General features: G+C 46.5%; 19 protein-coding genes. 6 read left to right on the forward strand and 13 right to left on the reverse strand.

Features of this window, described 5'->3' with window-relative positions; genetic code table 11:
• Positions 1-139: 139 nt before the first annotated feature.
• Positions 140-511 carry a hypothetical protein gene (locus KKE17_03900; GenBank protein ID MBU1709128.1) on the reverse strand — a complete coding sequence of 124 codons (372 nt, stop codon included), beginning with the start codon at positions 509-511 and terminating at the stop codon, positions 140-142.
• Between the two features lie 291 nt (positions 512-802).
• Between KKE17_03900 and KKE17_03905 the strand changes: the two genes are divergently transcribed.
• Together KKE17_03905 and KKE17_03910 are read left to right on the forward strand one after the other, a co-directional pair.
• Entirely contained in the window at positions 803-1,669 is an 867-nt protein-coding gene (locus KKE17_03905; GenBank protein ID MBU1709129.1) for an HDOD domain-containing protein, read from the forward strand.
• A 6-nt stretch (positions 1,670-1,675) separates the two neighbouring features.
• Positions 1,676-3,805 (forward strand): response regulator, encoded by a 2,130-nt coding sequence (locus KKE17_03910; GenBank protein MBU1709130.1) that lies wholly within the window; start codon positions 1,676-1,678, stop codon positions 3,803-3,805.
• Between the two features lie 48 nt (positions 3,806-3,853).
• Here the strand turns inward: KKE17_03910 and KKE17_03915 are convergent, their stop codons facing one another.
• From KKE17_03915 to ilvD, 8 genes are all read right to left on the reverse strand, one after another.
• Positions 3,854-5,092: an alpha/beta fold hydrolase gene (locus KKE17_03915; GenBank protein ID MBU1709131.1), complete on the reverse strand. Its 1,239-nt coding sequence runs from the start codon at positions 5,090-5,092 to the stop codon at positions 3,854-3,856.
• Between the two features lie 295 nt (positions 5,093-5,387).
• Complete coding sequence (locus KKE17_03920) at positions 5,388-6,101, reverse strand: hypothetical protein (GenBank protein MBU1709132.1); 714 nt, start codon at positions 6,099-6,101, stop codon at positions 5,388-5,390.
• Between the two features lie 132 nt (positions 6,102-6,233).
• Positions 6,234-7,409 carry a PilT/PilU family type 4a pilus ATPase gene (locus KKE17_03925; GenBank protein ID MBU1709133.1) on the reverse strand — a complete coding sequence of 392 codons (1,176 nt, stop codon included), beginning with the start codon at positions 7,407-7,409 and terminating at the stop codon, positions 6,234-6,236.
• Between the two features lie 266 nt (positions 7,410-7,675).
• Positions 7,676-8,827: an MltA domain-containing protein gene (locus KKE17_03930; GenBank protein MBU1709134.1), complete on the reverse strand. Its 1,152-nt coding sequence runs from the start codon at positions 8,825-8,827 to the stop codon at positions 7,676-7,678.
• Between the two features lie 112 nt (positions 8,828-8,939).
• Positions 8,940-9,983, reverse strand: a complete 1,044-nt coding sequence (locus tag KKE17_03935; protein ID MBU1709135.1) for a lytic murein transglycosylase — start codon at positions 9,981-9,983, stop codon at positions 8,940-8,942.
• Positions 9,980-10,945, reverse strand: coding sequence for an acetyltransferase (locus KKE17_03940; protein MBU1709136.1), 966 nt, complete (start codon positions 10,943-10,945; stop codon positions 9,980-9,982). The genes KKE17_03935 and KKE17_03940 overlap by 4 nt, the downstream gene beginning before the upstream one ends.
• A 55-nt stretch (positions 10,946-11,000) precedes the next feature.
• On the reverse strand, positions 11,001-13,208 hold the full coding sequence (gene lptD / locus KKE17_03945; protein MBU1709137.1) for an LPS assembly protein LptD: 2,208 nt from the start codon (positions 13,206-13,208) through the stop codon (positions 11,001-11,003).
• A gap of 191 nt (positions 13,209-13,399) precedes the next feature.
• The gene (gene ilvD, locus KKE17_03950; protein MBU1709138.1) at positions 13,400-15,061 is read right to left on the reverse strand and encodes a dihydroxy-acid dehydratase; all 1,662 of its coding nucleotides are present in this window, start codon (positions 15,059-15,061) and stop codon (positions 13,400-13,402) included.
• Between the two features lie 681 nt (positions 15,062-15,742).
• On the opposite strand from ilvD, the gene KKE17_03955 reads away from it, so the two are divergent.
• Entirely contained in the window at positions 15,743-16,675 is a 933-nt protein-coding gene (locus KKE17_03955) for a radical SAM protein (GenBank protein ID MBU1709139.1), read from the forward strand.
• The gene (locus KKE17_03960; GenBank protein ID MBU1709140.1) at positions 16,644-18,524 is read left to right on the forward strand and encodes an Rne/Rng family ribonuclease; all 1,881 of its coding nucleotides are present in this window, start codon (positions 16,644-16,646) and stop codon (positions 18,522-18,524) included. The genes KKE17_03955 and KKE17_03960 overlap by 32 nt, the downstream gene beginning before the upstream one ends.
• Positions 18,525-18,949: 425 nt before the next feature.
• Here KKE17_03960 and KKE17_03965 read toward each other — a convergent pair whose 3' ends face one another.
• The 4 genes from KKE17_03965 to KKE17_03980 all read right to left on the reverse strand — a co-directional run bounded on the left by KKE17_03965 (position 18,950) and on the right by KKE17_03980 (position 21,150).
• On the reverse strand, positions 18,950-19,459 hold the full coding sequence (locus tag KKE17_03965; protein ID MBU1709141.1) for a ferritin: 510 nt from the start codon (positions 19,457-19,459) through the stop codon (positions 18,950-18,952).
• 2 nt (positions 19,460-19,461) lie between these two features.
• Entirely contained in the window at positions 19,462-19,836 is a 375-nt protein-coding gene (locus KKE17_03970; protein MBU1709142.1) for a desulfoferrodoxin, read from the reverse strand.
• A gap of 81 nt (positions 19,837-19,917) precedes the next feature.
• On the reverse strand, positions 19,918-20,493 hold the full coding sequence (locus KKE17_03975) for a rubrerythrin family protein (protein ID MBU1709143.1): 576 nt from the start codon (positions 20,491-20,493) through the stop codon (positions 19,918-19,920).
• A gap of 243 nt (positions 20,494-20,736) precedes the next feature.
• Entirely contained in the window at positions 20,737-21,150 is a 414-nt protein-coding gene (locus tag KKE17_03980; protein ID MBU1709144.1) for a transcriptional repressor, read from the reverse strand.
• Positions 21,151-21,493: 343 nt separating this feature from the next.
• Here KKE17_03980 and KKE17_03985 point away from each other — a divergent pair, with 343 nt between their 5' ends.
• On the forward strand, positions 21,494-22,327 hold the full coding sequence (locus KKE17_03985; protein MBU1709145.1) for an SAM-dependent chlorinase/fluorinase: 834 nt from the start codon (positions 21,494-21,496) through the stop codon (positions 22,325-22,327).
• Positions 22,328-22,444: 117 nt separating this feature from the next.
• Positions 22,445-22,729: a metalloregulator ArsR/SmtB family transcription factor gene (locus KKE17_03990; protein ID MBU1709146.1), complete on the forward strand. Its 285-nt coding sequence runs from the start codon at positions 22,445-22,447 to the stop codon at positions 22,727-22,729.
• The last annotated feature ends 271 nt before the right edge of the window (positions 22,730-23,000 follow it).

The raw sequence follows: 23,000 nt of genomic DNA on the forward strand, positions 1-23,000 counted from the left end.
GCTGCACTCACAAACCCGGACAAAAGAAAAATTATACATGGAAACAACCATATGGAAATAAATAGCAGACAAAATTTTGGTTTAAGCGAAATCATTTGAACAGAGTAAACTCTTCCATAAAAGGTTTTTTGATCATCGATTACAAGAAAAAAAACAGATAAAAAATTATACCGGCAAGTGAAACAATGCCCAGCATTATTAAAGATATAATGAATTCATCGTTTCTGCGACGATGCCTTTTTAAATTTATGACAATCCCAGCCAGACTGAGAAACAGTCCGACAATCATAAGATAGAAAAGGTAATTTGCCAATTCGATATTCCATTCAGCTCGCAAAGGCACATTAAACTTGGTATCAATGTAGGTCTGAATCTGCGGTCTTGCCTTGCCGAAAAGCACCAGGGCTGCAAACATCAGCGCCCAGCTCACAACACTCAGCCACCCAAGGGTTTTAAGCCACAGGTCTGCACCCTTCCTTCTATCTGAGCTTTTCCCAGGTATATAAGTCATTTTCCCAATCCCATTCTTATACAAACCGAGCAATCCAAAACAAAAAATCAAGTTTTGCCGGAGCAACCATTCATCTCAGAAAATGAATATGGTACCATCCAGCGACTAACTTCAGTCCACCTGTAATCTACAAAAAGATAACCATTACTGATAGTAATATCATTTATATAACAAAACTTCATCCCATAACAAAAAAATAAAGCGTATGTTTTAAAATAATTTATAGTAATCTGTATATCTATCAGGCGTAAGCCTTAAAGCCTTGGGACAGAGGATTATGGATAAACAAGCATGACCAGCACGAATAACAGAGTTTTCGACATAATCCGCAACAAAAGGACCCAACTCCCCACATTGCCTGTGGTCGCAGGCAATATCCTCAAAATTACCAGCGATGATAGCACTTCGGCCAGGGACCTGGCTGATTTCATCATAAACGACCAGGCCATTGTCAATAAACTCTTAAGACTCGCCAATTCAGCTTATTACGGATTGATCAAGAAGGTCGACAATATATCCCGGGCCATAACGGTCATCGGTTTCAGCGATGTAACCAGTCTTGCCATCGGCATGAGTGTTTTTTCCTCTTTTGACCTCAAGGGGGTTGACAAGGTTGTCAGCATGCACGACTTATGGCTGCACTCCATCTGCTGCGCAACTGCTGCAAAATCCATCGCCACAAAAATCAACCTCCCTGTTGATGAACAGATATTCTTATGCGGCTTGCTCCACGACATGGGTAAAATCATTTTTGCGATCCATTTTCCCGAAGAGTATAAAGAGGTGCTTGACCAGGCCAGGATCCAGCAAAAACCCCTGTTCATGGTTGAACATGAAATCCTCGGAATCGAGCATGCCACCATTGCCGGATACCTGATGGAGCAATGGAATTTCCCGGATAAGCTGCTTGTCCCCTGCAAGTATCATCACAATCCCTTCAAATGCCCTGATGAACATAAAAAACAGGCGATGTTGCTTGAAGTCGCTGATTTCGTCTGCCTCAAATCCGGCATCGGATTAAGTGGCACTCCCGAATTGAAAGATGTGAAGATTACCGCCAAAAACCTGGGACTCCAGATTGATGATCTTAAAAAGATCGCCATGGATTTGAACCGTCAACGCTCAAAAATGGAAGAATTTCTGAAATTCCTGGATTGAAGTCATATGCCTGGAGATAGGATAAAACAACTTGAGAAGGAAAACAAACTTCTCCGTGAGCAGGTAACCCGGATACAGGGCCGGTTCGAGGACAAGATCGCCGAACTCTCCATGGTCCGCGAAATCGGCATGTCCCTGCTCTACGTCAGGAGCTTTGAGGAAACCTGCCGCTTCCTTCTCGATGTGATTATCAATAACACTATTGCCCAGAATTGTTCGGTGATGCTCCTGGACAAGGACCTGAACCGTCTTTTCCTCGCCTGTGCAACCTCTCCGGGTAAAGAGCCGTTCATTCTTTCCAGCCAGAATGTCTTTTCCAAAGAACATGTCGATTACAGCTTCAAACTCGGTGAAGGCATTGCCGGCCAGGCCTTAAAGGACAAAAAACCTATTCTGGTGGATGAAGTCGGGGCTGCCGCTTTTTTTTCTGCTGACCATAAAAGCAAGGTCGAGGTCGGCAGTCTTCTTTCTTTGCCGCTGCTGGTTGAAGATGAACCCATAGGCGTTCTCAATTTGAGTCATGCGGGCAAAAAAATCTTCAAAGAAAACGATGTCAATCTCTTGCAGATAATCACCAATTTTGTCGCTCTTTCCATCCACGGCACCCTTGAGCACGAGCAGCTGCTGTATTCCGAAGCCAAATACAGGGCCCTTTCGGAAAACTCAAGCGACGCCATTGCGATTATTCAGGACGGCACCCACATTTATGCTAATCCCCGATATCTTGAGTTCACCGGGCTCAGTTTTAAAAAACTCCAAACCACCACCTTTGTTTCTCTTCTTGAACGAAAAGGGAGATCCGGCGAGCTTGACTCTTTGCTCAGGGGCGAAAAAACCAACATCCAGTTTGAAGATGAAATTTCCCATAAAAGCGGCTCAACCTTGCCGGTTGAGATAAATTGTTCATCCATTATTTATAACGGCAAATATGCGGCGATCATTGCCGCCCGCGACCAGAGCAACAGATTGAAGCTTGAAAAACAACTCCGTCATGCCCAGAAAATGGAGGTTATCGGTACCCTGGCCGGAACCGTTGCCCATGACCTGAATAACATCCTCACCGGACTGGTCAGTTACCCGGAACTCCTGATTATCGGCCTGCCCAAGGATAGCCCCCTGAAAAAACCACTTCAGACCATTCAGAATTCCGGCATGAAAGCTGCGGCTATTGTTCAGGACCTCCTCGCTCTTGCTAGAAGAGGGGTCACCGTATCAAAAGTTATCAATCTCAACACCATCATCGCTGATTATATTGAAAGTACGGAATATAAAAGCATAAAGAAACAATATCCCAAGATCAACATTGATGTTATCACCGACGACACCCTGTTCAACATCAACGGCGCGCCGTTTCAGCTTTCCAAGGTTATCATGAACCTTCTTTCAAACGCCGCCGAGGCAATGCTCGGGGAAGGGACAATCCGGATAACCACTGAAAACAGATATGTTGAAATGCCCCAGGATGATGATGCCAAAATCAAGGAAGGCGAATATGCCATCCTTGCCGTATCGGATACCGGTATCGGCATCCCGGCAGAGGAGATCGACAAAATTTTTGAACCATTTTACACCCGGAAAGAGATGGGAAAAAGCGGCACGGGCCTTGGCCTTGCAGTCGTTCAGGGAACCATTTCCGATCATAACGGCCACATAGAAGTCCAGACATCGCCGGGCTTAGGGACAACCTTTACGATGTATTTTCCGGCGGTCAGAGCATCGATAGATCAAAATTCAAACATTTTTTCCATTGAAGATTACATGGGCAATGGCGAATCTGTTCTGGTCATTGATGACATGGAAGAGCAGCGGGAGATCGCTAAAGACATGCTGGAACTGATCGGCTACACGGTAAACACCGTAAGTTCCGGGGAAATGGCCATTGAATATCTTAAAGAAAATACCGCGGATATTCTTGTACTCGATATGATCCTCGGACCAGGCAAGACCGGACTTGACGCCTTCAGGGAAATCCTCAAAATCCATCCCGGCCAGAAGGCAATAATTGTCAGCGGCTTTTCCGAATCCTCCGATGTGAAGGAGACCCAGAAACTCGGCGCCGGGTCCTATATAAGGAAACCCTATCTCCTGAGGGACCTCGGTCTCGCCCTGCAGCAGGAACTTTCCAACAAAAAATAGTTGCGCCGGCCGGGTTCACAGACCCAACAATAGTAAAACCAATCGCACCTACTCAATGGAATCAATAAAACGGTCCAGGTCTTTGATCATTTCAGAATAAAGCGGGTTGAAGGTGAGGCGGCGCAGGAGATACCTGTCAAGATTTTCCGGACTTCGTTCGCCGTACCAGATGTCATTGCCGGTCTGGCAGGTTGTTTGTTTCTCTTTATCCCCTTTATAATGCAGACAATTTTTATAATCGCCGTTTCTGCCGTAATGGGGGTCATCAGGAGAAATAATCACTGCCAGGTGTGAAAAGTCGATGATTTTCTCCTGGGGCAGATAGCTGTTTAATCTATGAATATTCTCTGCCAAATCAGGCGATGTTCCATCTTTTGCAGTGAATAGAACAATCCGGTTATTGACTGCCTGTTTCCTGATAAACCCCAGCGCCTTATCAGGATCAATCGTAAAATCCTCGGCACTCAAAGCCATGAATACCGGCATGCTCCTCAAGAGCCCCTCCCTGTCTTCAGCCTTGGCATCAATATCCTTGATCAACGCATTGATCTGCACCCCGGCATTGGTTGCAAAAGACTCATACTTCGCATAATCAGCATCGGCATGGATATCAAGCCAGCTCTTGAATAAATTGACAATCCCGGCGAGTTTGGCAAATTTACTTCTGATTCCCAGGGCGGGAGCAAAAAGAAACAGGCCCTTAACGTCCTGGTGCTCCAAGGCATAATGCACCCCTAAGGCACCGCCAGTTGAAAAACCACCGATGTAAACTTCTGAAGCCTGCATCCGCAAACGATTCATGCCGTATTCGGTAGCCTTAATCCAGTCCTGGTAACTGACATGCAGGAGATCAGCGGGGACAGTGCCATGACCGGGCAGCAAAATCCCTCGAACAAAAAACCCTTTGCTCCTGAAATGACCGGCCAGGGATTTCAAGTGATAGGGGGAATCGGAAAGTCCGTGAATGAGCAGAATGCCCTTTTGATATTTGCCATTTTGCTGTTTAGGAAATTTAAGGCTGTCCGGCGCCAACTGAAACGGGCTGTTGGCCTCCACCACCGTCTGCTTCGGGTGAATATCAAAATCCTGCCGCGCCAGGGTTATCATCTCCCGGGTTTTGGCAATGTAATCCGCAAAAGAAATATCCTCGGCAAAGGAAAAATCTCGGTTGATACCTGATTCATGCAGACGGGGTGGGTTTTGGCCGCAGGCGCACGACAGAAGTAAAAAAGCTACGCTGCAACAAATGAAACAAAGTTTTTTGAAGATGCTTTTTTGATAAATCATATTCAGGTTACAAAACCAGCAAAATTTGGCTCCTCGTTGCTCAAAAGCTCTATGCGCTGAATCCAGCACGCCTGGATATTTCACGAGCTAAACAGGCTGAAGAGCAAATAAAAAAAATTCAAAGAAACACTCTTACAAAAAATAGGCTGATTGCTTTGAAGCGCTGTATATTCGCCTTGATCAGCACCCCCTCCGGGTGTGAAATTTCGGAAGTAAATAGCCCTTAGTCGTTCCGGACAAATTGGCTTTTGGAACACGTTATTGCAAGGCTATTAAATGTTCGTGTAGCCTCCGATCATTTATTGCCGTGCCCCTTAAGGGCTGCAAGCCAGGAACCGAATAATGCCTCATAATCCGCCTGACCTTTCTTGACGATGGTTTTAAGATAATCCACCTCTTTCTCATTGACAACGAGGTTGGCGCTGTTTGCCAGGGCTTCGAGATCATACAGGGTGTGGAAATCCGGTCCGACAAGAACATAATAAATATAACGGCGGCGTGACATGGCCATGTTTTTCATATATTTGTGAAAAACCGAATTTTCAAGGGAACCGCCTTCAAACCCGGAATGGAGAATAACCGCGGAAAAATTAACAAAGCGCATTTTGCCCATGGCCTGTTCCGCTGTCTCGGCATAAACCGGCTGATAAAACAATTCAATAAAACTCCCGGCCACCGAATCCCTGAGATCACCCTCCTTCATCAGAAACAGGGCCATGGGAATATCCTTAATCTCATCACCCTCCCCCACAGTGGTGGTGGAGGCAAGCCATTTTAGATCAGGAGGGGCCGGCGGCGACAGTTTACTGACTGCTCCCTTGATTTTTTGTTTCGTTCCGCCTGAGCCGGCAAGGGATCCGTCCTTTCCCAGTTCCATGGACTTATTGCAATGGGGACAATTCAGCTTGAGTGATCCGGACTGAAGGCGGTCGAGAGCGTTTTCAACCTTCTCAATCTGTGCGGGTTTAAGGTTTAAAGACTGATTACAATGCGGGCATTGAGAAATCATCTATTCCTCCTCTTAATCCAAATGACAGGCAACGACGAATGGCGCATTATTCTTCCTCATCTTATAATCCCGTTAAGGCTTCTTTTATACATCTTGCACATGCAGGGCACATCACATCTCATTCTTCGCGGTTCAGAAGCCGGACTTCCTCTCATCTTCTTTCTGATCCATCTTCAACCCGGTAATATGACTGGTTGCCTCGCCTCTGGCCGCCTTGATCTGATCAAGGCCACGACCGAGCGCGCTTCTTCTGGAACAGTAATTCATTGCCACTTCCTCGGTAACCAGTCCTTCCTCAAACAGATGAAGAATATGCTGATCAAAGGTCATCATCCCCTGCGTGGCGCCGCTTTCGATAATTTCATAATAAGTCTTGCCTTCTGACTCGCCATTTATGATAACTTCCTGAATCCGCAGATTCATACCCATTACTTCAAAAGCCCCGACACGGCCACCACCGATCTTTGGCAACAATCGCTGACAGACCACCCAGCGCAGAGTCTCCTGAAGCCGGCTGCGTACCTGATCATGCTCTTCCTTGTCAAACATACCAATAACGCGGTTGATGGTCTGGCCCGCCTCAATAGTATGCAAGGTGCTGAAAACCAGATGGCCGGTTTCAGCAGCGGAAAGGCCGATCTCCATGGTTTCACGGTCACGCATCTCACCCACCAGAATAACTTTTGGCGCCTGCCTTAAAGCGGCACGCAATCCTGAAGCGAACGCGTCAAAATCATTGCCCAGTTCTCGTTGATTAAAAGTTGCGACGCTATGAGGATGTACGTACTCAATGGGGTCTTCAAGGGTTACAATATGAACCGGCTTTTCATCGCCGATTTTGTGAAGAAGTGCGGCAAGGGTGGTTGATTTACCGGAACCGGTGGCACCGGTAACCAGGACCATGCCATTTAATTCCTCAGCCATTTTATTGAAGACCGGCGGCAGATTCAGCTTATCAATAGTCGGAATGGTTGTTTCAAGTTTTCGCAAAACCGTTGACAAATTGTTCTTTTGAGAAAAAATATTGACCCTGAACCGGGCCTTATCGCCCAACCAGTAGGACATGTCACAGGAGCCGGTGGAGGCGAGATCGTCCAGTAAACGCTGATTACCGCTGAGCAGATTCAGGGCAAAAGTTTCAGCCTGAAAAGGGGTCAGGGTCTTGACATCAGGTTTCACTCGAACCGGCTTGAGTTCTCCGGCCGACTCCACCTGCAACGGCATGCCCACGGTAATATTCAGATCTGAAACATTGCCGTGTGACTCCAGCATTGAAGCTATCCAATAATCGATCTCAGGTTGTTTCATGTATCGCCCCCCGGCTAAGCCGCTTTTCTCTCAAACAGCATAGGTCATGTTAGATTTGCCGGCCGCGAAACGGGCCCGGCTTCGATTTTATACATAGCGACATAAGTTCGAGGCGCTTGATCAGGCAAGGAACGAACGAGGAGGCCGGCGGAGCAGCCTTGCCGCGCTGTGAGCAGGCCACCGCAATGAGTGACGCAGCCCGTCAAGATGGATCGGACTTATGGCATTGTGTATGAATTCTACAATCAACCGGCAATACCTGGCAACTATTTCTTTTGCAGGAGAACATAGAACCTGCCCGGGTGTTTCATCATCCCCGCAGCAGTTTCCGCATAATCTCCCCGGCCCCAGAAAAAATCCAGCCTCCCCGGGCCCTTTATTGCCGACCCGGTATCATGATTGAGTACGAAACGTTTCATCGGCAGCCAGCTGACCACATTTCCCGCTTTATCGGTAACGGGTTTTTCCGTGACCAGATAACCCAACATCCCGGGTGGAAAGTAGGCCTGGTCAAGGGCAACCGACCTTTCCGGAGTAAGCTCTTCATCCAATACCCCCCTGGGGCCGGATTCCCCCCATCTGAAAAAAATATACGATTCGTTGTGATACAGAATGCGCTTTCTTTGTTCAGGATGTTCCTTAAGGTAGGCAATGATCGAAGGAAGATTCACCTGCTCCAGTTCCATCCGGCCCTCGTCAACCAGGAGTCTGCCGATACTGCTGTACTCCCTGCCGTTTTTTGCCGCATAATGAATCCGGCGGGTTGTACCATTTTCAAACCGGATAGTTCCGGACCCCTGGACATGAAGGATGAATGCTTCAACCGGGTCAGCGAGATAGACCAATTCCCGACCAGCAAGCAGTTGCCCCTCCTCGATTTCGGCGCGTGTCCAATACGGAACATCCTTACCGTTCTCCATACGGCAGGATTTTATTCCTTCACCCCCATCCTTTTTAATCAGGTCCAGGGGTTGCTCATATAAGGGGTAAAAATAGGGGTGTTTCCGTTCAAGGCTCCCCCGATAAACCGGTTCAAAATAGCCGGTCACCAGAATTTCCTCTGCTTTCTCGGTGCTTTCGGCCTGGCATATCTGAAAATTTTCCTGAACCAGACGATTGAATTCTGCAGGTGAGTGATGTTCTTGAAGGAGTTGTTCAAAAAATTTCAGGGAGTCGGCAATATCTCCGGCGCGAACAATACTACCACAGACTTTATACTCCCTGTCTTCAGGAATGCACGCCAGATACTGCAAACTTGAAGACAGGGCTTCGTGCAAAGATTGCGGAGTATAATCGTCGGAAAAATTCAGGAGCCTGTGATTTTTCCCCTGCGAAAAACCCTGGGCCCTTACTTCTGCCGGATTTAACTGGGAGAAAAAAATGAAGAGCAGGGTTACAAGTGTTGCGAATCGAACCATCCCCAGTGCCTGCATAAAAATTAGTCCGTCCGGTCTTTGAAAGAAGCTGAAAACCTCACATTTCCAGCCTATCCTGCCTTTTTATAAAACGCTTGATGGACAACACGTCGCATTACTTTTTATAGTTCGCGGCAAGTTCCGTCACTGCCATGGCGTAACGATTGGAATTGTTCCATTTTGTAATGGCCTGAAAATTAGGATAACCGACCACATAGCGCATCGCGCCATTTTCAAGTTCAAGGCCGACAATACTGACCGCTTTATTGTCCGGAGAAGCCGGCAAATCGAGACCCTGGGCTTTTGCAACATCCTCAAGCGCCATAAGCCCCTTCCTGCCATTCTTATAGGCGTCTTCAAGTTTCTGTTCCTTGAGTAAAGTGCCGATCTCCCCATAAATCGGCGCTCCGTAGGTCCAATCAAAATTCTTCAGATAATTTGCAATGCTTGCCAGAATATCGGGGATTGAATTCCAGACGTCTCTCTTGTTGTCTCCGTCAAAATCAACGGCATAGGCCCTGAAACTCGAAGGGATAAACTGCGTCTGGCCGAATGCGCCGCCATAGGAACTTGTTACCGACTGGGGTTCAACCCCATTTTCTCTGCAAAGCAGCAGAAATTCGACAAGCTGTTTCCGATAAAAATCCCTTCTTCTGGGATAGGCATCAAACATTGTGTTCAAGGTTCTAAACAGGTTGAAAGCCCCTTCATATTTGCCGTAACGCGTTTCAATACCCCAGATGGCAATAACGATTTCACGTTCTACACCAAACTTTTCCTCAACCCGGTCAAGGAGCAACCGATATTTTTCAAGATTATTCCTTCCTTCCTTAATCACATCCCTGGTAATAAAGCGAGGGTAATACTCATAATAGGGCTTGGCTTCCCACTGGGTGTCCATCAATTCCAGAACCCGTTTTCGAATCGTCACTCCTTTGAAAATACGATCAATTTCTTCCTGTGAAAAATTATGGCGAAGCCTAAGTTCCTTAAAGACACCTTTATATCTCGGGGTGGCAAGGTCAATTAACTGCCCATCTTCAACAAGATCCGCAGCAAGGGGTGCCGCCCCGGGTTCAGCAGATGAAAAATCCGGCGTAAAAAAAACAAACCAGAGAAGAGCCGCAAACCATTTCCAACTGTTACAGTGCTTTTTCATCCTGCAAAAACCTCATCAAATGAGTGTATGAAATCGCCCAGCATTTCAGGGGGTAATGCATTGAGCCCCGCCGCTGCAGAACGCCCGCCACCAGTCGGAAATGCCCGGCAAAGGATATCAGCACCCTGCTTGTTTTGCAAAGGGGCTCTGACACTAATCAGAAAGGTGCCGTCCGGATTGTCAACTATCAAGGCATGGGCGAGGTCCGGCTTTTCCCGCGCCTTTTCATTACTGAAGACCCCGGCAGTTCTCCTGGCCCAGGACTCGCATGGAAAACGAAAAACCCTGCCACCAAGACTCACATGAATCGGATCATGACTTCGAGCCGACCGCATGTCTCCATGAAACCCGTCGCGAAGCACGGCAAAAACCTGGGATTTATCATAAAACTCAAGAGGGTCCTCATAGGGTTTCAACGCCTCATAAAGTTCAATCGGGGTAAAATGCAGATCCTCCATGGATGAGCCATACCCGTTGTAATTCATTAATTCCCCTATTTCTCTTAAAACTGCCAGCTGCTCTTCCGAACAGAATCCCTGAGCCAGAGCCGCTGCACTTTCATGGAGATTGTCCCCAAATGCAGCAGCAACTGCCCAACCTCTGTGTTTACCCTTTAACCGCCGGTCAACAATCATCGATGTGCAGACATCGGCGCCTGGATCAATATGTGATATGAGATTGCCTGAATCTGGTATTTGTCCTGCATAATGATGATCATAATAGTTTATCGTGCAGGTCTCAAGAAGATCATCGAGATATTCACGGTTGCTGTCCAGTGAAATATCAAAAACCGTTAACACGGCGTTTTGCACCCCGACTAAATGCCTGAGGAGCTTAATGTCCCGTTTTACCCCGGTTATCAATTGCGCCGGCTTGGGATCATCAAGTCTGAGCTGGTGCAAGGCGCAGATTCCGTCTGCGTCCCCGTTGAAAACATCGTAATGCTGTTGAACCGCGGCCATTATTTAATTCCTGTCGGTTATCCATTCTTTACCAAATGTTGGTGAGAAATGCAGGTTACAAATTATCCTTGCCCCATTCAAAGGCTTTGCCGAATCCTGAGAGTGTGAACAGAAATATAATCCGCTGATCATCCGAGGTCTTGGAAAAATTAATTTCCACCTGCCAGCAATGAGGCGCGTATATAAGCCCGATTTTTTCACTCACCGTCCGGTCATAGAGCAATGATCGTGTCGTGTCACCTTTGATTTGCAGATCCTGAGTCACCTTGACAGTCAATGTGCCGGTCAGATCCCTTGCGGTGCCGGGCACATAATTATAGTCAAAAGTGAGATTATCGCCCCTGGTGTCGGTATAGGCTCCCTTGAACTGGTATCTTTCAATCCGGTCTTCATAAATATCCCAGGCCGTATGGTACTCAAGGGAGAGCCTGTTCAACGGCTGGATGTTGAGATCAAGAAGGATATCTGAAAAAGGCCGGCGTTCATCGTTGGAGTTGGTTTTGAGTTGTCGCCTGGCCTCGGCAATGTCATAGGTCTGGCTTATTTTCAGTTTACCGATGTAGCGTTCGGAGAAGATACCTTCATCGAGAATACTACCGACACTGAAATAATTATTTAATTCATAGGTAAGGCCGTTTGCCAGTGAAATCCTGTCAAAGCTGTCGAGATTCGGCAGCTCCTTTTGTGTTCTGGAATTAATATAGCTGTATTGAATATTCGGCCGGAATGTATGATTTACGAAGCGCAGTGAACCAATATCCATCTCGTAATCTTTAGTCAGAACTGTTGCGGCGTTTATGTCAAAATCCACAATCGTCCGGTTTTTACTGTCACCTTCCTCCCAGGGATCAGCGCTTTCCCCGTTGTTTTCTATTAAATAAAGGGTCTCACGTACCCCAGCAGACATCTTGCCTTCAACAAGACTTCCCAGGGGCACAGGAATACTGAGCCGCGGATGGGTGTCAAGCCGTTGGTAGCCATAATCCTCTTCGCGCCAATAATAGACATATTCGGTATCCCAGTCGAGGCTGACAGGCAGGAAAGTAAAAATGGGATGATTATTGAATATCAGCCGCGGCAGGGTGTGCACCGGCTCAGACAAGGATTTGTCGCTCCGGGCATCATCCACGGCACGCATTTCACCGCCAAGCACCGTGGAATTCCAGGATTTTGACAACTCCACCGTTGACTCCCGCAAAGGAATACTTTCTTCCTGAAAGCCTCGATTAAACCCTTTGACAAAATCGGCATTGCTCTTGCTGTAGCCGGTCATTCCTTCACGATATTCTATCAGATAATCCCAATCAGAAACGAGATCGAGATCAAATCTCAATATTAAATCCTTTGCCAGATTCTGGTCAATTTTCCCTCGGACCCAATAGCGATCATGAAGATCCCTGAACTTGCCGTCACTACGATAATCAATATTGCTATCATTAGGATCAGCAGGATCCTTTTGATAATCAGTGGTTTCGTCCTCCAGGTAATTTATCGCAAAAGTTCCTCTGGAATAGGAATCAGCCACATAACGAAACTCTACAGCCGAGGCAACACCCCTTTTACTCAAATATCCTGGATACAGAGTTATATCCATGCTTGGCGATATATCGATAAAATAAGGCGCCATAAACCCGGAGCCGTCTCTATTGGAATGCAATATTTCCGGGAAAAGAAACCCGCTCTCGCGCTTGGTCTTTACCGGGAAAATGAGGTAGGGGGTATACGCTATGGGCCAATCCTTGATCCGGAAAGTGGCGTGCTTCAAAACGGCAAAATCGTCCATGGTCACCCGCGCCTCCTTACTTCTGATACACCAGGGAGCAGTGCCACCGGGCGGGGTATCGCAGGCGCTGACCCAGCCGTCCTTGAACGAATAGGTCAGTTCTCCCTCTTTTTTTACCGACTCACCGGTAAAATACAGATTCTGCTCTTTGATATACAGTGAAATTCTATTGAGCACCCCGGTCTGCGTATCAAGATTGAGCCTGGCTTTGTCGGAATAGATGGTTTCCTCTGGAGAAAGAATGGAAATATTGCCGATGGCATCAATGGTACTCGTTTTTTTATTATAGAAAATTTTGTCGGCTTTAATGGTGATCGCCTTGACTCCGGGCTGTTCTTCACGGCTGAAGATAACATTTCCTTCGGCAATTACCTCTTCCGATTCCTGGACACTTGTAATCCGATCCGCTTCAAGCTGCCATGGTTCTGGGAGTATTTCTCCTGCAATCGCATATGAAGGCATGAGAAATACAAAACTCACGAAAATAACGCGCCGCATTATCAGGAAACAGGAGTGAAGCGGATTCTCAATCAGATGTAAGGGTGAAATAAAGCTCAAAATATTTGCGCACAAGCCTTTGATTTATACTCTCTTAAATCCCTCAACCCAGTTGGGAGTCTGAGCCTATCGTAGTATGGTGTAACTTCCGGTCCAGCAGAGCCACGGGTAATTTACTTCAATCTCGCCCCGGTACTTCCTGAAGTCACTTGCCTTGCGTAACGTGCCACATAACCGCTGGTTATCTTCGGAGGCAGCGGTTTCCATGAAGCTTTTCTTTTTTCAAGCTCTTCAGGAGACACATCAAGGGTCAGGATGTTGCCTGGAATATCAATAATTATTCTGTCCCCTTCATGGACAAGACCAATGGGGCCGGCTTCTGCCGCTTCCGGTGAGACGTGGCCGATACAGGCCCCTTGCGTCCCGCCGCTGAACCTGCCGTCGGTGAGCAGCGCCACACTCTTACCAAGCCCCATGCCGATTATCGCCGAGGTGGGAGACAGCATTTCCGGCATGCCCGGACCGCCTTTAGGTCCGCAATATCGGATAATCACCACATCGCCGGGATTAATCTTGTTGCCAAGAATCGCCGCCTGGGCCTCGTCCTCAGAATTAAAAACCCTTGCCGGCCCGGTGTGCTTAAGCATCTCCTCCGCCACCGCCGACTGCTTGACAACCGCGCCGTCCGGTGCCAGATTGCCGTACAGTACGCCGATCCCACCTACCTTATGATAAGGAAACGCCACAGGCTTAATGACATTCTGGTCACGAACTGAAGCCTTGGCCAGATTTTCTTTTAAAGTTTTGCCGGTTGCGGTCATAACATCGGTGTTCAAACCAGCCTCAGTGTTGAGCAACTCCTTCATGACCGCCTGAACACCACCCGCCTCGTCCAGTTGCTGGAGACTGTGAGGCCCGCCGGGAATCAAGCTGCAGAGATGCGGTGTTTTTCGGCTGACCTGATTGAACATCTCCAGAGAAAGATCCACATCCGCTTCCGCTGCAATGGCCGGGACATGGAGGACCGTATTCGTCGAACAACCCAGTGCCATATCAACCGCCATGGCATTTTCAAAGGCCGCCAACGTTGCAATATCCCGTGGGCAGATGTTTTCCGAGAGCAAATTCATTATTGCCATGCCCGCCTGCTTGGCTAGCCTGATGCGCGCGGCTGACACCGCAGGTATTGTGCCGTTACCGGGCAATCCCAAACCAAGGGCCTCAGTGAGGCAGTTCATGGAATTTGCCGTAAACATACCGGCACATGAACCGCATCCGGGACAGGCGCAATCCTCAAGCTCATTGAGTTCTTCTTCTGTCATGGTGTTGGCTTTCACCTTGCCGACTCCCTCAAAGACACTGACCAGATGAACATCTTTGCCCTGAAAACGGCCGGTGAGCATCGGGCCGCCACTGACCATGACTGCCGGGATGTTCACCCGCAGCATTGCCATGAGCATCCCCGGAACCACCTTGTCGCAATTGGGCACCAGCACCATGGCGTCAAAAGGATGCGCACGGGCCATGATTTCTACTGAATCCGCAACTATCTCACGACTGGCCAGGGAATATTTCATTCCTGAATGATTCATCGCAATGCCATCACAAACCCCTATTGTCCCGAATGCAACCGGAGTCCCGCCTGCCAGGAGAACTCCCGCCTTGACCGCATCGACTATTTTATCAAGGTGGATATGGCCGGGAATTATTTCATTATGTGCATGCCCGATACCGATCAATGGGCGGCTGATTTCCTCATTGGTATATCCCATGGCTTTAAAGAGAGAACGATGAGGTGCCCTTTCCAATCCTTTTTTCATTGCATCACTGCGCATTTTTTCTATCCTGTTTGTAATTTATGAATTGAGTGATTATTAGTTAGTGCCTGTCCATAAATGGTCTCTTCGACATCTCGCAGATAAGCGGGGTGAAACGAATACTTCGGGCTCGTTTCTCTATCCTGTCTCAGGGCAACTGAACTGCTCCTATTGCAAGGAGTCTATTAATTACATTGAAGCGCCTCGCGGCAGGACAGCAAGGACTCCACGCCACGTGGCAATTGAACACTTAACCTAACTATACTTAACTATTGTCGGACTCGCTCATTGCCCCCGTAGCAAGAAGCTACGGGAATGCACGCGCAGTTGATGTTCATTTTCTCCGGAATGCGGTCGGAAACACCCAACGCTTAACACATCAATTTCTTTTTTATTCCAATATGTTAAGGTAAACAATAAAATCGAGTAAATTCCAGCATTTTATTGTAGAATGAAGAATCTACGCTTCTCATGGATGAGTGTCAAGGCAAAATTGCCGGCATCCGAAAAACACACTGCGGAGAACTAAAACGCTTCTAACTTATTGAAATTATTAGGGGTGACAATCAGTTTAACAATGAGCTGCCCCCCTTAGAATTTTTATTACAACAGATTGATATTCTTTAATTAACATTGATCCTGCCATGCAAACCGCATCAGTGTATCAACCTAAACAATCCAATAACAACTTTTTAATAAATGAAATATATTTTTGGACCTGTCAACTCAAGACGGCTCGGCCGATCCCTTGGAATTGATCTTTTTCAGACAAAAACCTGCAATTTTGATTGCATATATTGTGAGGTCGGCCCAAATTCCCTTTTCACCGATAAACGCAAGGAATATGCACCGGTCAAGGAAATCCTTGCTGAAATCGATGCTATTCTTGCAGACGGCAAAAAGCTTGAATCAATCGATGTTTTCACCCTCACTGCTTCAGGAGAACCGACCCTGCACTCGGGACTTGAGGCAATAATCTCCTATCTCAAAACCAACACTGACAAACCAGTAGTTGTGATAACCAATGGCTCCCTGTTGCACAGGAAAGAGGTAAGAGATTCCCTTCTCCTGGCGGATATCGTTATTCCTTCCCTGGATGCAGTACTACCCGACAGTTTCAGGAAAATAAACCGCCCGGTTTCCGGCACTGACCTTGAGCGGATAATCACCGGTCTCGAAGTTTTCGCAAAGGAGTTCAAAGGAAAAATATGGCTTGAAATATTGTTGGTTAAAGGAGTAAACGATAGAAATGAGGATATTGTCGCGCTCAACAAAATCCTCCAAAGCATTTCACCGGACCGAATTCAGCTGAATACTGTTGCAAGACCGCCCCTGGAAAAATTTGCTGTTTCCTTAAGCAATGCTGAAATGATCCGAATTAAAGATCAGCTTTCGGGACCGGTGGAAATAATCGCATCATTCAACTCCGGACATGAGAATAATTCCATAAACGTAACTGAAAAAGATATAGTTGATTTAATTAAAAGAAGACCTTGCACGGCAAAGGAAATAAGCCAGGCACTCAACCTGGACATTAAATCAACCGATAACCACCTGAAACTACTATTAAAAAAATCATCCATAACGAAAACTAATCATAATGACAACGAATACTACCAAACCACAAACTGACAACAAGAATCAACAGACCTCTGAAGAGGAAAATGCAGGCTCACTGCTTTCCAGAATCGGACAATGGTTTACCCCCAAGAAAAAAAAGACTGATTTACAAACAGTGCATCTCGAGGATGCTCCACAGGTCCAGGACCAACCGGAAGGAACAAATAAAGACCCTGAAAAGCGGAACAAAAAGTACCAACGCACTGGCCGCCCACCTAGAAAAAGATCCGGACCGACTCCTGCAAGGAAGCCCCAAAAAAGAGAAATCACGAAACCTTCTGCCAGTGCAGCAAAGGAAACCGTTGAAGTAAATGAGTCAACATCGAAATATACACTGCTGATCAATACGGATGAGCCCGAAGAATGCCGCATTGCCCTTCTTGAGGATGGCAAGGTCGAATCCTTTCAGGTTGAAACCGTTGTCCATACACAAACCAAGGGCAATATCTATAAGGGAAAAATTGTAGCGGTTGAGGCCAATCTGCAGGCGGCTTTTGTTGATATAGGAGAAGAGAAAAACGGCTTTCTGCCGTTCAGCGATATTCACCCGGAATACTATAATCCTGAAATCAAACCGGGCGCCAACTGGAAACAGCTCAACATCAAAGATGCAATCAGTAAAGGCCAGGAAGTGCTTGTCGAGGTCGTCAAAGAGGCTACCGGCAATAAAGGCGCCAACATGACCACCTACCTTTCTTTGCCGGGGCGTTATCTGGTTTTGATGCCGGGAAGCGACAGCGCCGGAATCTCGCGAAAAATCGACGATGAGGCCGAGCGTGCAACGCTCAGAAGCATGATCAACAGCGTCAAGCGCCCTGAAGGTATCGGCTATATCGTCAGAACCGCCAGTAAGGACATCACCAAGACATCCCTGTCCCAGGACATGAAATACCTGCTCAATCTCTGGAATGAGATCAAACAAAAAGGTCAGGACGCGCCCTCTCCTTCATTAATTTACAAAGAGCAGGATATCATATCGCGATTCTTGCGTGATTATTTCACCCCGGATATTGACGAAATCCTGGTGGACAATGAAGAAGCCTATCAGAAAGTTGTTCGCTTCCTTGACCTGCTGCCCGCAAAGCAGAAACGGACCAAGGCTCGCCTGCACAAAGATTCCAGGCCGATTTTTTCCCACTTTGATGTTGAAAAACAGATCGAGCAGATTTACCAGCCAACAGTCCAATTGCCTTCCGGTGGCTCAATTGTTATCAGTCCCACCGAGGCGTTGGTGGCAATAGACGTAAACTCCGGCCGGACAGGTAAGGATAAAAGCTTTGAAGAAAGTATTTTTATTGCCAATATGGAAGCGGCGGAGGAACTGGCCAGACAGTTACGACTCAGGGATCTCGGTGGCCTCATTGTCGTTGATTTCATCGACATGCGCAATACCCGCCACATACGAGAGGTGGAAAAACAAGTCAAAACCTGCATGAAACGGGACAAGGCCAAAGTGGATATAAGCCGGATTTCCAAGTTCGGACTTTTGCAGATTTCACGGCAAAAAATGGCCTCCCCGGTCCAGCGGGGCAGCTACCGGGTATGTGAGCATTGTCAGGGGCGGGGCATGGTCCGGTCCGTAGAAACCCTGGCGCTGGTTTATCTCCGGAGAATTCAGACCAGCGCTTCCCGCAAAAGAGTAGAGCGGATCAAATGCCGCCTGCCTCTTGAAGCCGCCCAATACCTGTTAGACAATAAACGCGACGAAATCCAGGAACTGGAAAAAAAGAACAACGTCCGTATTTCCATTCAAGGGGATCCCGACATAAAACCGTCAGAAGAGGAAATCAGAATAATCAAAAAGGAACGCCCAGTGACAAAAGACCGAGAACAGAAGACCGAAGACAAAACAACATCCTGATCCTTCTGGTTATTTGTCGGGATTTTTCCTCCTGGCAGCAGTTATTTTACATAAAAAAACCGCCGGCCTCATTCGGGCTCGACGGTTTTTTTATGTAAATGGTTTGTATCTCATCCCGGAAAATTCACCAGTGGACCCCGCCAATCTACAGTATCCTAAGAAGACATTTATTTTCCCTAAACACCCTCCTGGAATTTTCAGGCTTGATAGACTCGCAAAAAATCAATCGCAAAGTCTTAGGCTGGCTCATTAGATAGCGCAGTCTTCGAAAAATTTACATACAGGGAAGCGCGGACCTGAATACTCTGAGGAGTCGCTTCGCGAAAGCGGTGGCATCCATTATAAGCATGCCGAGCCTTTTGCAAACCCAGACCCCGCAACACTGTAACGACGAAATAGAGCGACCTGTCACGACTCCGTCAGGATTATGCCTTTACCGGCAGTGCAAACACCCGCTGGCCGAGTTCCTTATCAAGAACAAACAGGCCGCTTGCGTCTTTTTCAACAAGCTTTGCCTTGTTTAAAACGTCCCCTGCCGTAGCTTCTTCCTCAACCTGTTCGGAAACAAACCATTGCAGGAAAATATTTGTTGCATGATCCCGTTCATCAAGGGCCATATTGACCAGACCATTAATAAGCCCGGTCACTTTCTGCTCATGACTGAGAACATTTTTGAAAACATCAACAACCGACTTCCATTGGGCGGGTGGTTGATCTATGGCGGCAAGCAAGACCCTGCCTCCCCTTTCATTGACGAAATCATACATCTTCATGGCATGGAACATCTCTTCCTGGGCCTGCATCTTCATCCAGCTCGAACTTCCAGAAAGCGAAATAGAAGCAAAGTACGCACTCATTGAAAGATACAGATACGATGAGTACATCTCTGCGTTGATCTGGTTGTTCAGCGCTTTTTCAATAGTTTTGCTCAACATAGTTATGCCTTCCAGTGTCCGTGCAAATTACAGTAAGCCCTGGCTGCAACCTGGGCGTCATTTACCATAAACATCGCTTCAGGTTGATCACCTGGATTAAGGAATTGGACATATGCTTTTCCGCCGGCAATCAGTTCAATCCATTCAATATAGTGCTCAGCAGTCATCGGATGGGGCACTTCACCCAGTTTAACTTTATACCCACCGGCAATTTTCTCTATTACCGGCACATGTTTTTCTTTTGCGGCATCAACCGTATTTTCTTTCTGCAACGTCATGGGCTGACCGCAACAGACGAGGTCCCCTGCGCCTGCATGTAGAACCTCGACTATATTGCCGCACAGCTCACATTTATAAACACCTAGTTTTTCAGCCATGATTCACCTCCGTGCTCATTAAATTCATATTAATTTAGACCCCGCCGCAGAACGACGGGGATAATGATCACCTTTCATCCATCAGTAATTTTCACCAAGAAGTTCAAAATGAGCCTTGGCGTGGAGACAGGCGGGACATTTATCCAGGGCCTCTTCACCTTCATGGACATATCCGCAATTCCCGCATTGCCAACGTACCTTTTTATCCCGCTTAAAGACTCGCTCTGCCTTTATATTCGCAGCCAAGGCCCTGTACTGCTTCTCATGTTGCTTTTCCGCTTTAGCAATAGCCTCAAATGCCTCGGCAATTTCATCAAGCCCCTCTTCCCGGGCAATCCTGGCAAAACCGGGATACATTTCGCTATGCTCATACTTTTCTCCTGCGGCGGCCTCTTCAAGATTGTCAAAAGTGGCTCCTACTACACCTGCAGGAAAACTTGCGGTTATTTCAACTTCGCCGCCCTCGAGAAACTTAAACAATCGTTTTGCATGCTCCTTTTCCTGATTTGCGGTGCGCTCAAAGAGATTGGCTATTTGAACAAATTCCTCTTTTTTTGCCTTGGAAGCGAAATATGTATAACGATTCCGCGCTTGAGACTCCCCGGCAAAGGCAGTTAGAATATTTTTTTCTGTCTTCGTTCCAGATAATCTTCCCATTTAAAAACCTCCTGATATCATAAATTTCTTATATAGAAATACCAAAATACGACAAATAGTAATCGAATTTATTGAAAAAAATATTTTATTACAATTAAAAATAGAATGAGAGAACAGGTCTGAAAGGAACTCATCCACACCTAGTCATTACCCGGAATGAAGCTATGCAATATACCTTTGGACCCTGACCTGCGGAATCAACCATTTCTATAAAAATCTGATCAGGTGACTACTAATTGGCAATCAGGACATTTTTTCTTTACCTGAGTGGTTGCACTGAGGGCAGATGCCCAAAAATTCCACATGGTGTCCAATGATTTTGTAATCAGTAAGTAGTTGCGCCTGGAGATTGACACTCTTTTCTGGTTTGATATGCACATCGTCAACCCTGCCGCAGCTTCCGCACCGAACATGAGAGTGGGGATTAATATTCCCGTCAAACCGTTTCTGGGTGCCTCCCACCGATACTTTCCAGATTACCCCGCAGGATGATAAAATTTCAAGATTACGATAAACAGTTCCGAGGCTTATTTTGGGCATTTTCCTGCGAACCATATGATAAATCTCATCCGCGGTTGGATGACTGGTAACCTTCTGCAATTCCTCAAGAATCAGCTGCCTCTGCTTTGTCATTCGCATTTTTTGCATGTCAATCATGTGACTTCCTCTTACTGAGAATAATTACTAGTTATTATATGTTTACCAGTTTCAGAACAGTATTTGCAAGATAAAAAATTCTATCAGGCAATACTCCCAAAATACAAATATTTTCTTAAAACTTTGCTTTCTTTCTAATTGGCCCTTGACGAAGTGGTCTTCCGGGGGTAATTAAGCAAAAGGTTGATTACGCTTAATGCAATAACTCATTTGGATAACATCGTTTTTACCATATTTACAACTAGAATTTACAAGAAAATCAAATAGAGAGAATTTGGGCAGATATCATCGCTTCCTGAAATGAAGGTTTCGGGTACAATCCACTTTTTGGACATACAAAGAAATGCCAGGCGAAATTGACAATAATATCATAACACTGACGACTGACTTCGGACTGCATGACGAATATGTGGGCATCGTTAAAGGTATTATTTTATCACGCCGCCCCGAAGTGTCCATCGTCGACCTGTGCCATACGATTAATCCATATAATATTTTACAGGCGGCATATTGTATTGAAGCGGCTTTTCCTTTTTTTTCTGCGGGCACACTTCATGTGGTGATCGTTGACCCAGGTGTGGGATCAGCCAGAAAAATTATTCTACTATGCGCCCACCGGCAGTTTTTTTTAGCACCAGATAATGGTGTACTGACCTGTATTCTTAAAAAAGGCGTCTGTGAAAAAGCCTTTGAGGTGACCAACAGCGAACTTTTCCTTCACCCTATAAGCGGTACTTTTCATGGAAGGGACATTTTTGCGCCGGTGGCTGCCGCTCTCGCATCGGGACTGGCTCCCGAAAAGCTCGGAAAAGAAATTCCGCTATCCGAACCAACGGTTATATCTCTTCCTGCAGTCTTTTTTGATAGCCACAGCAATTCATTATCGGGCAACATCATTCATTCCGATCATTTCGGGAACCTGATAACCAATATTCATCGAGACGATCTAAAACCACATAACGACGAACAACTTCAACGCGCATCCGTATCAATCGGCAGCGCCACTGTTTGCGGAATTTCAAAATACTACGCTGCCAAATCATCCGGAGAAATCATTGCGCTTATCGGCAGCAGGGGCTATCTGGAAATTGCCGTAAATCAGGGAAGCGCCTTAAAGCGGCTCGTCACAACAAATCTGGAACAGATCCCGGTGTCAGTGGACTTTGGCCAAAAATGAAGCGGCAGAATACGAACAACATAACGCAACAAACCGATAAGGCTAAAACAGAAAAAATATATTGACAAGAGTAAATTAAGTATTAAGTTAATCTCTAAACTACCACGAGGGAATATCATGAAATCTGAGGATGTTGACGCTGTTGCCGCTCTTTTAAAAACCATGTCCCACCCGATCAGATTAAAAATTCTTTGTCTTCTGGAGGACAAGGAACTTACAGTTGGAGATATCAGGGCTGAAGTAAAAACAACCAAAGCCAATGTTTCGCAACACCTTACAATTCTCAGACATCAAGGGGTCATCGACTTCAGAAAAGATGCTAATTTCATTTATAACCGCATTGCTGATAAACGGGTCCTCAAACTCATAAAAAACATGCGGGAATTGTTTTGCCATGAGTAAAAAAACGTAACCACTCAGTATGGACTCAAAATTACATCAAACTTCAGGCTGCAACAGCTCAACATTGCTCCAGAAGCCTATATGCCGAGCGGCGGATCCTGCCTGATTGTGCAAAGATGGGATACTGCTGGACATTTATAAAAAACAGTTATTGTAAAAAAACTTGACCGGGCTCCATCTTTTTATCAATGCTTAAATATGTCCGGATCTAATCCGGCCTTTCCCCTGATCTCCAACTCTCATCTCATGCTTTTCAACAGATAAAACTAAA

It is taken from the genome of Pseudomonadota bacterium (assembly GCA_018823135.1).
Taxonomy (GTDB): domain Bacteria; phylum Desulfobacterota; class Desulfobulbia; order Desulfobulbales; family CALZHT01; genus JAHJJF01.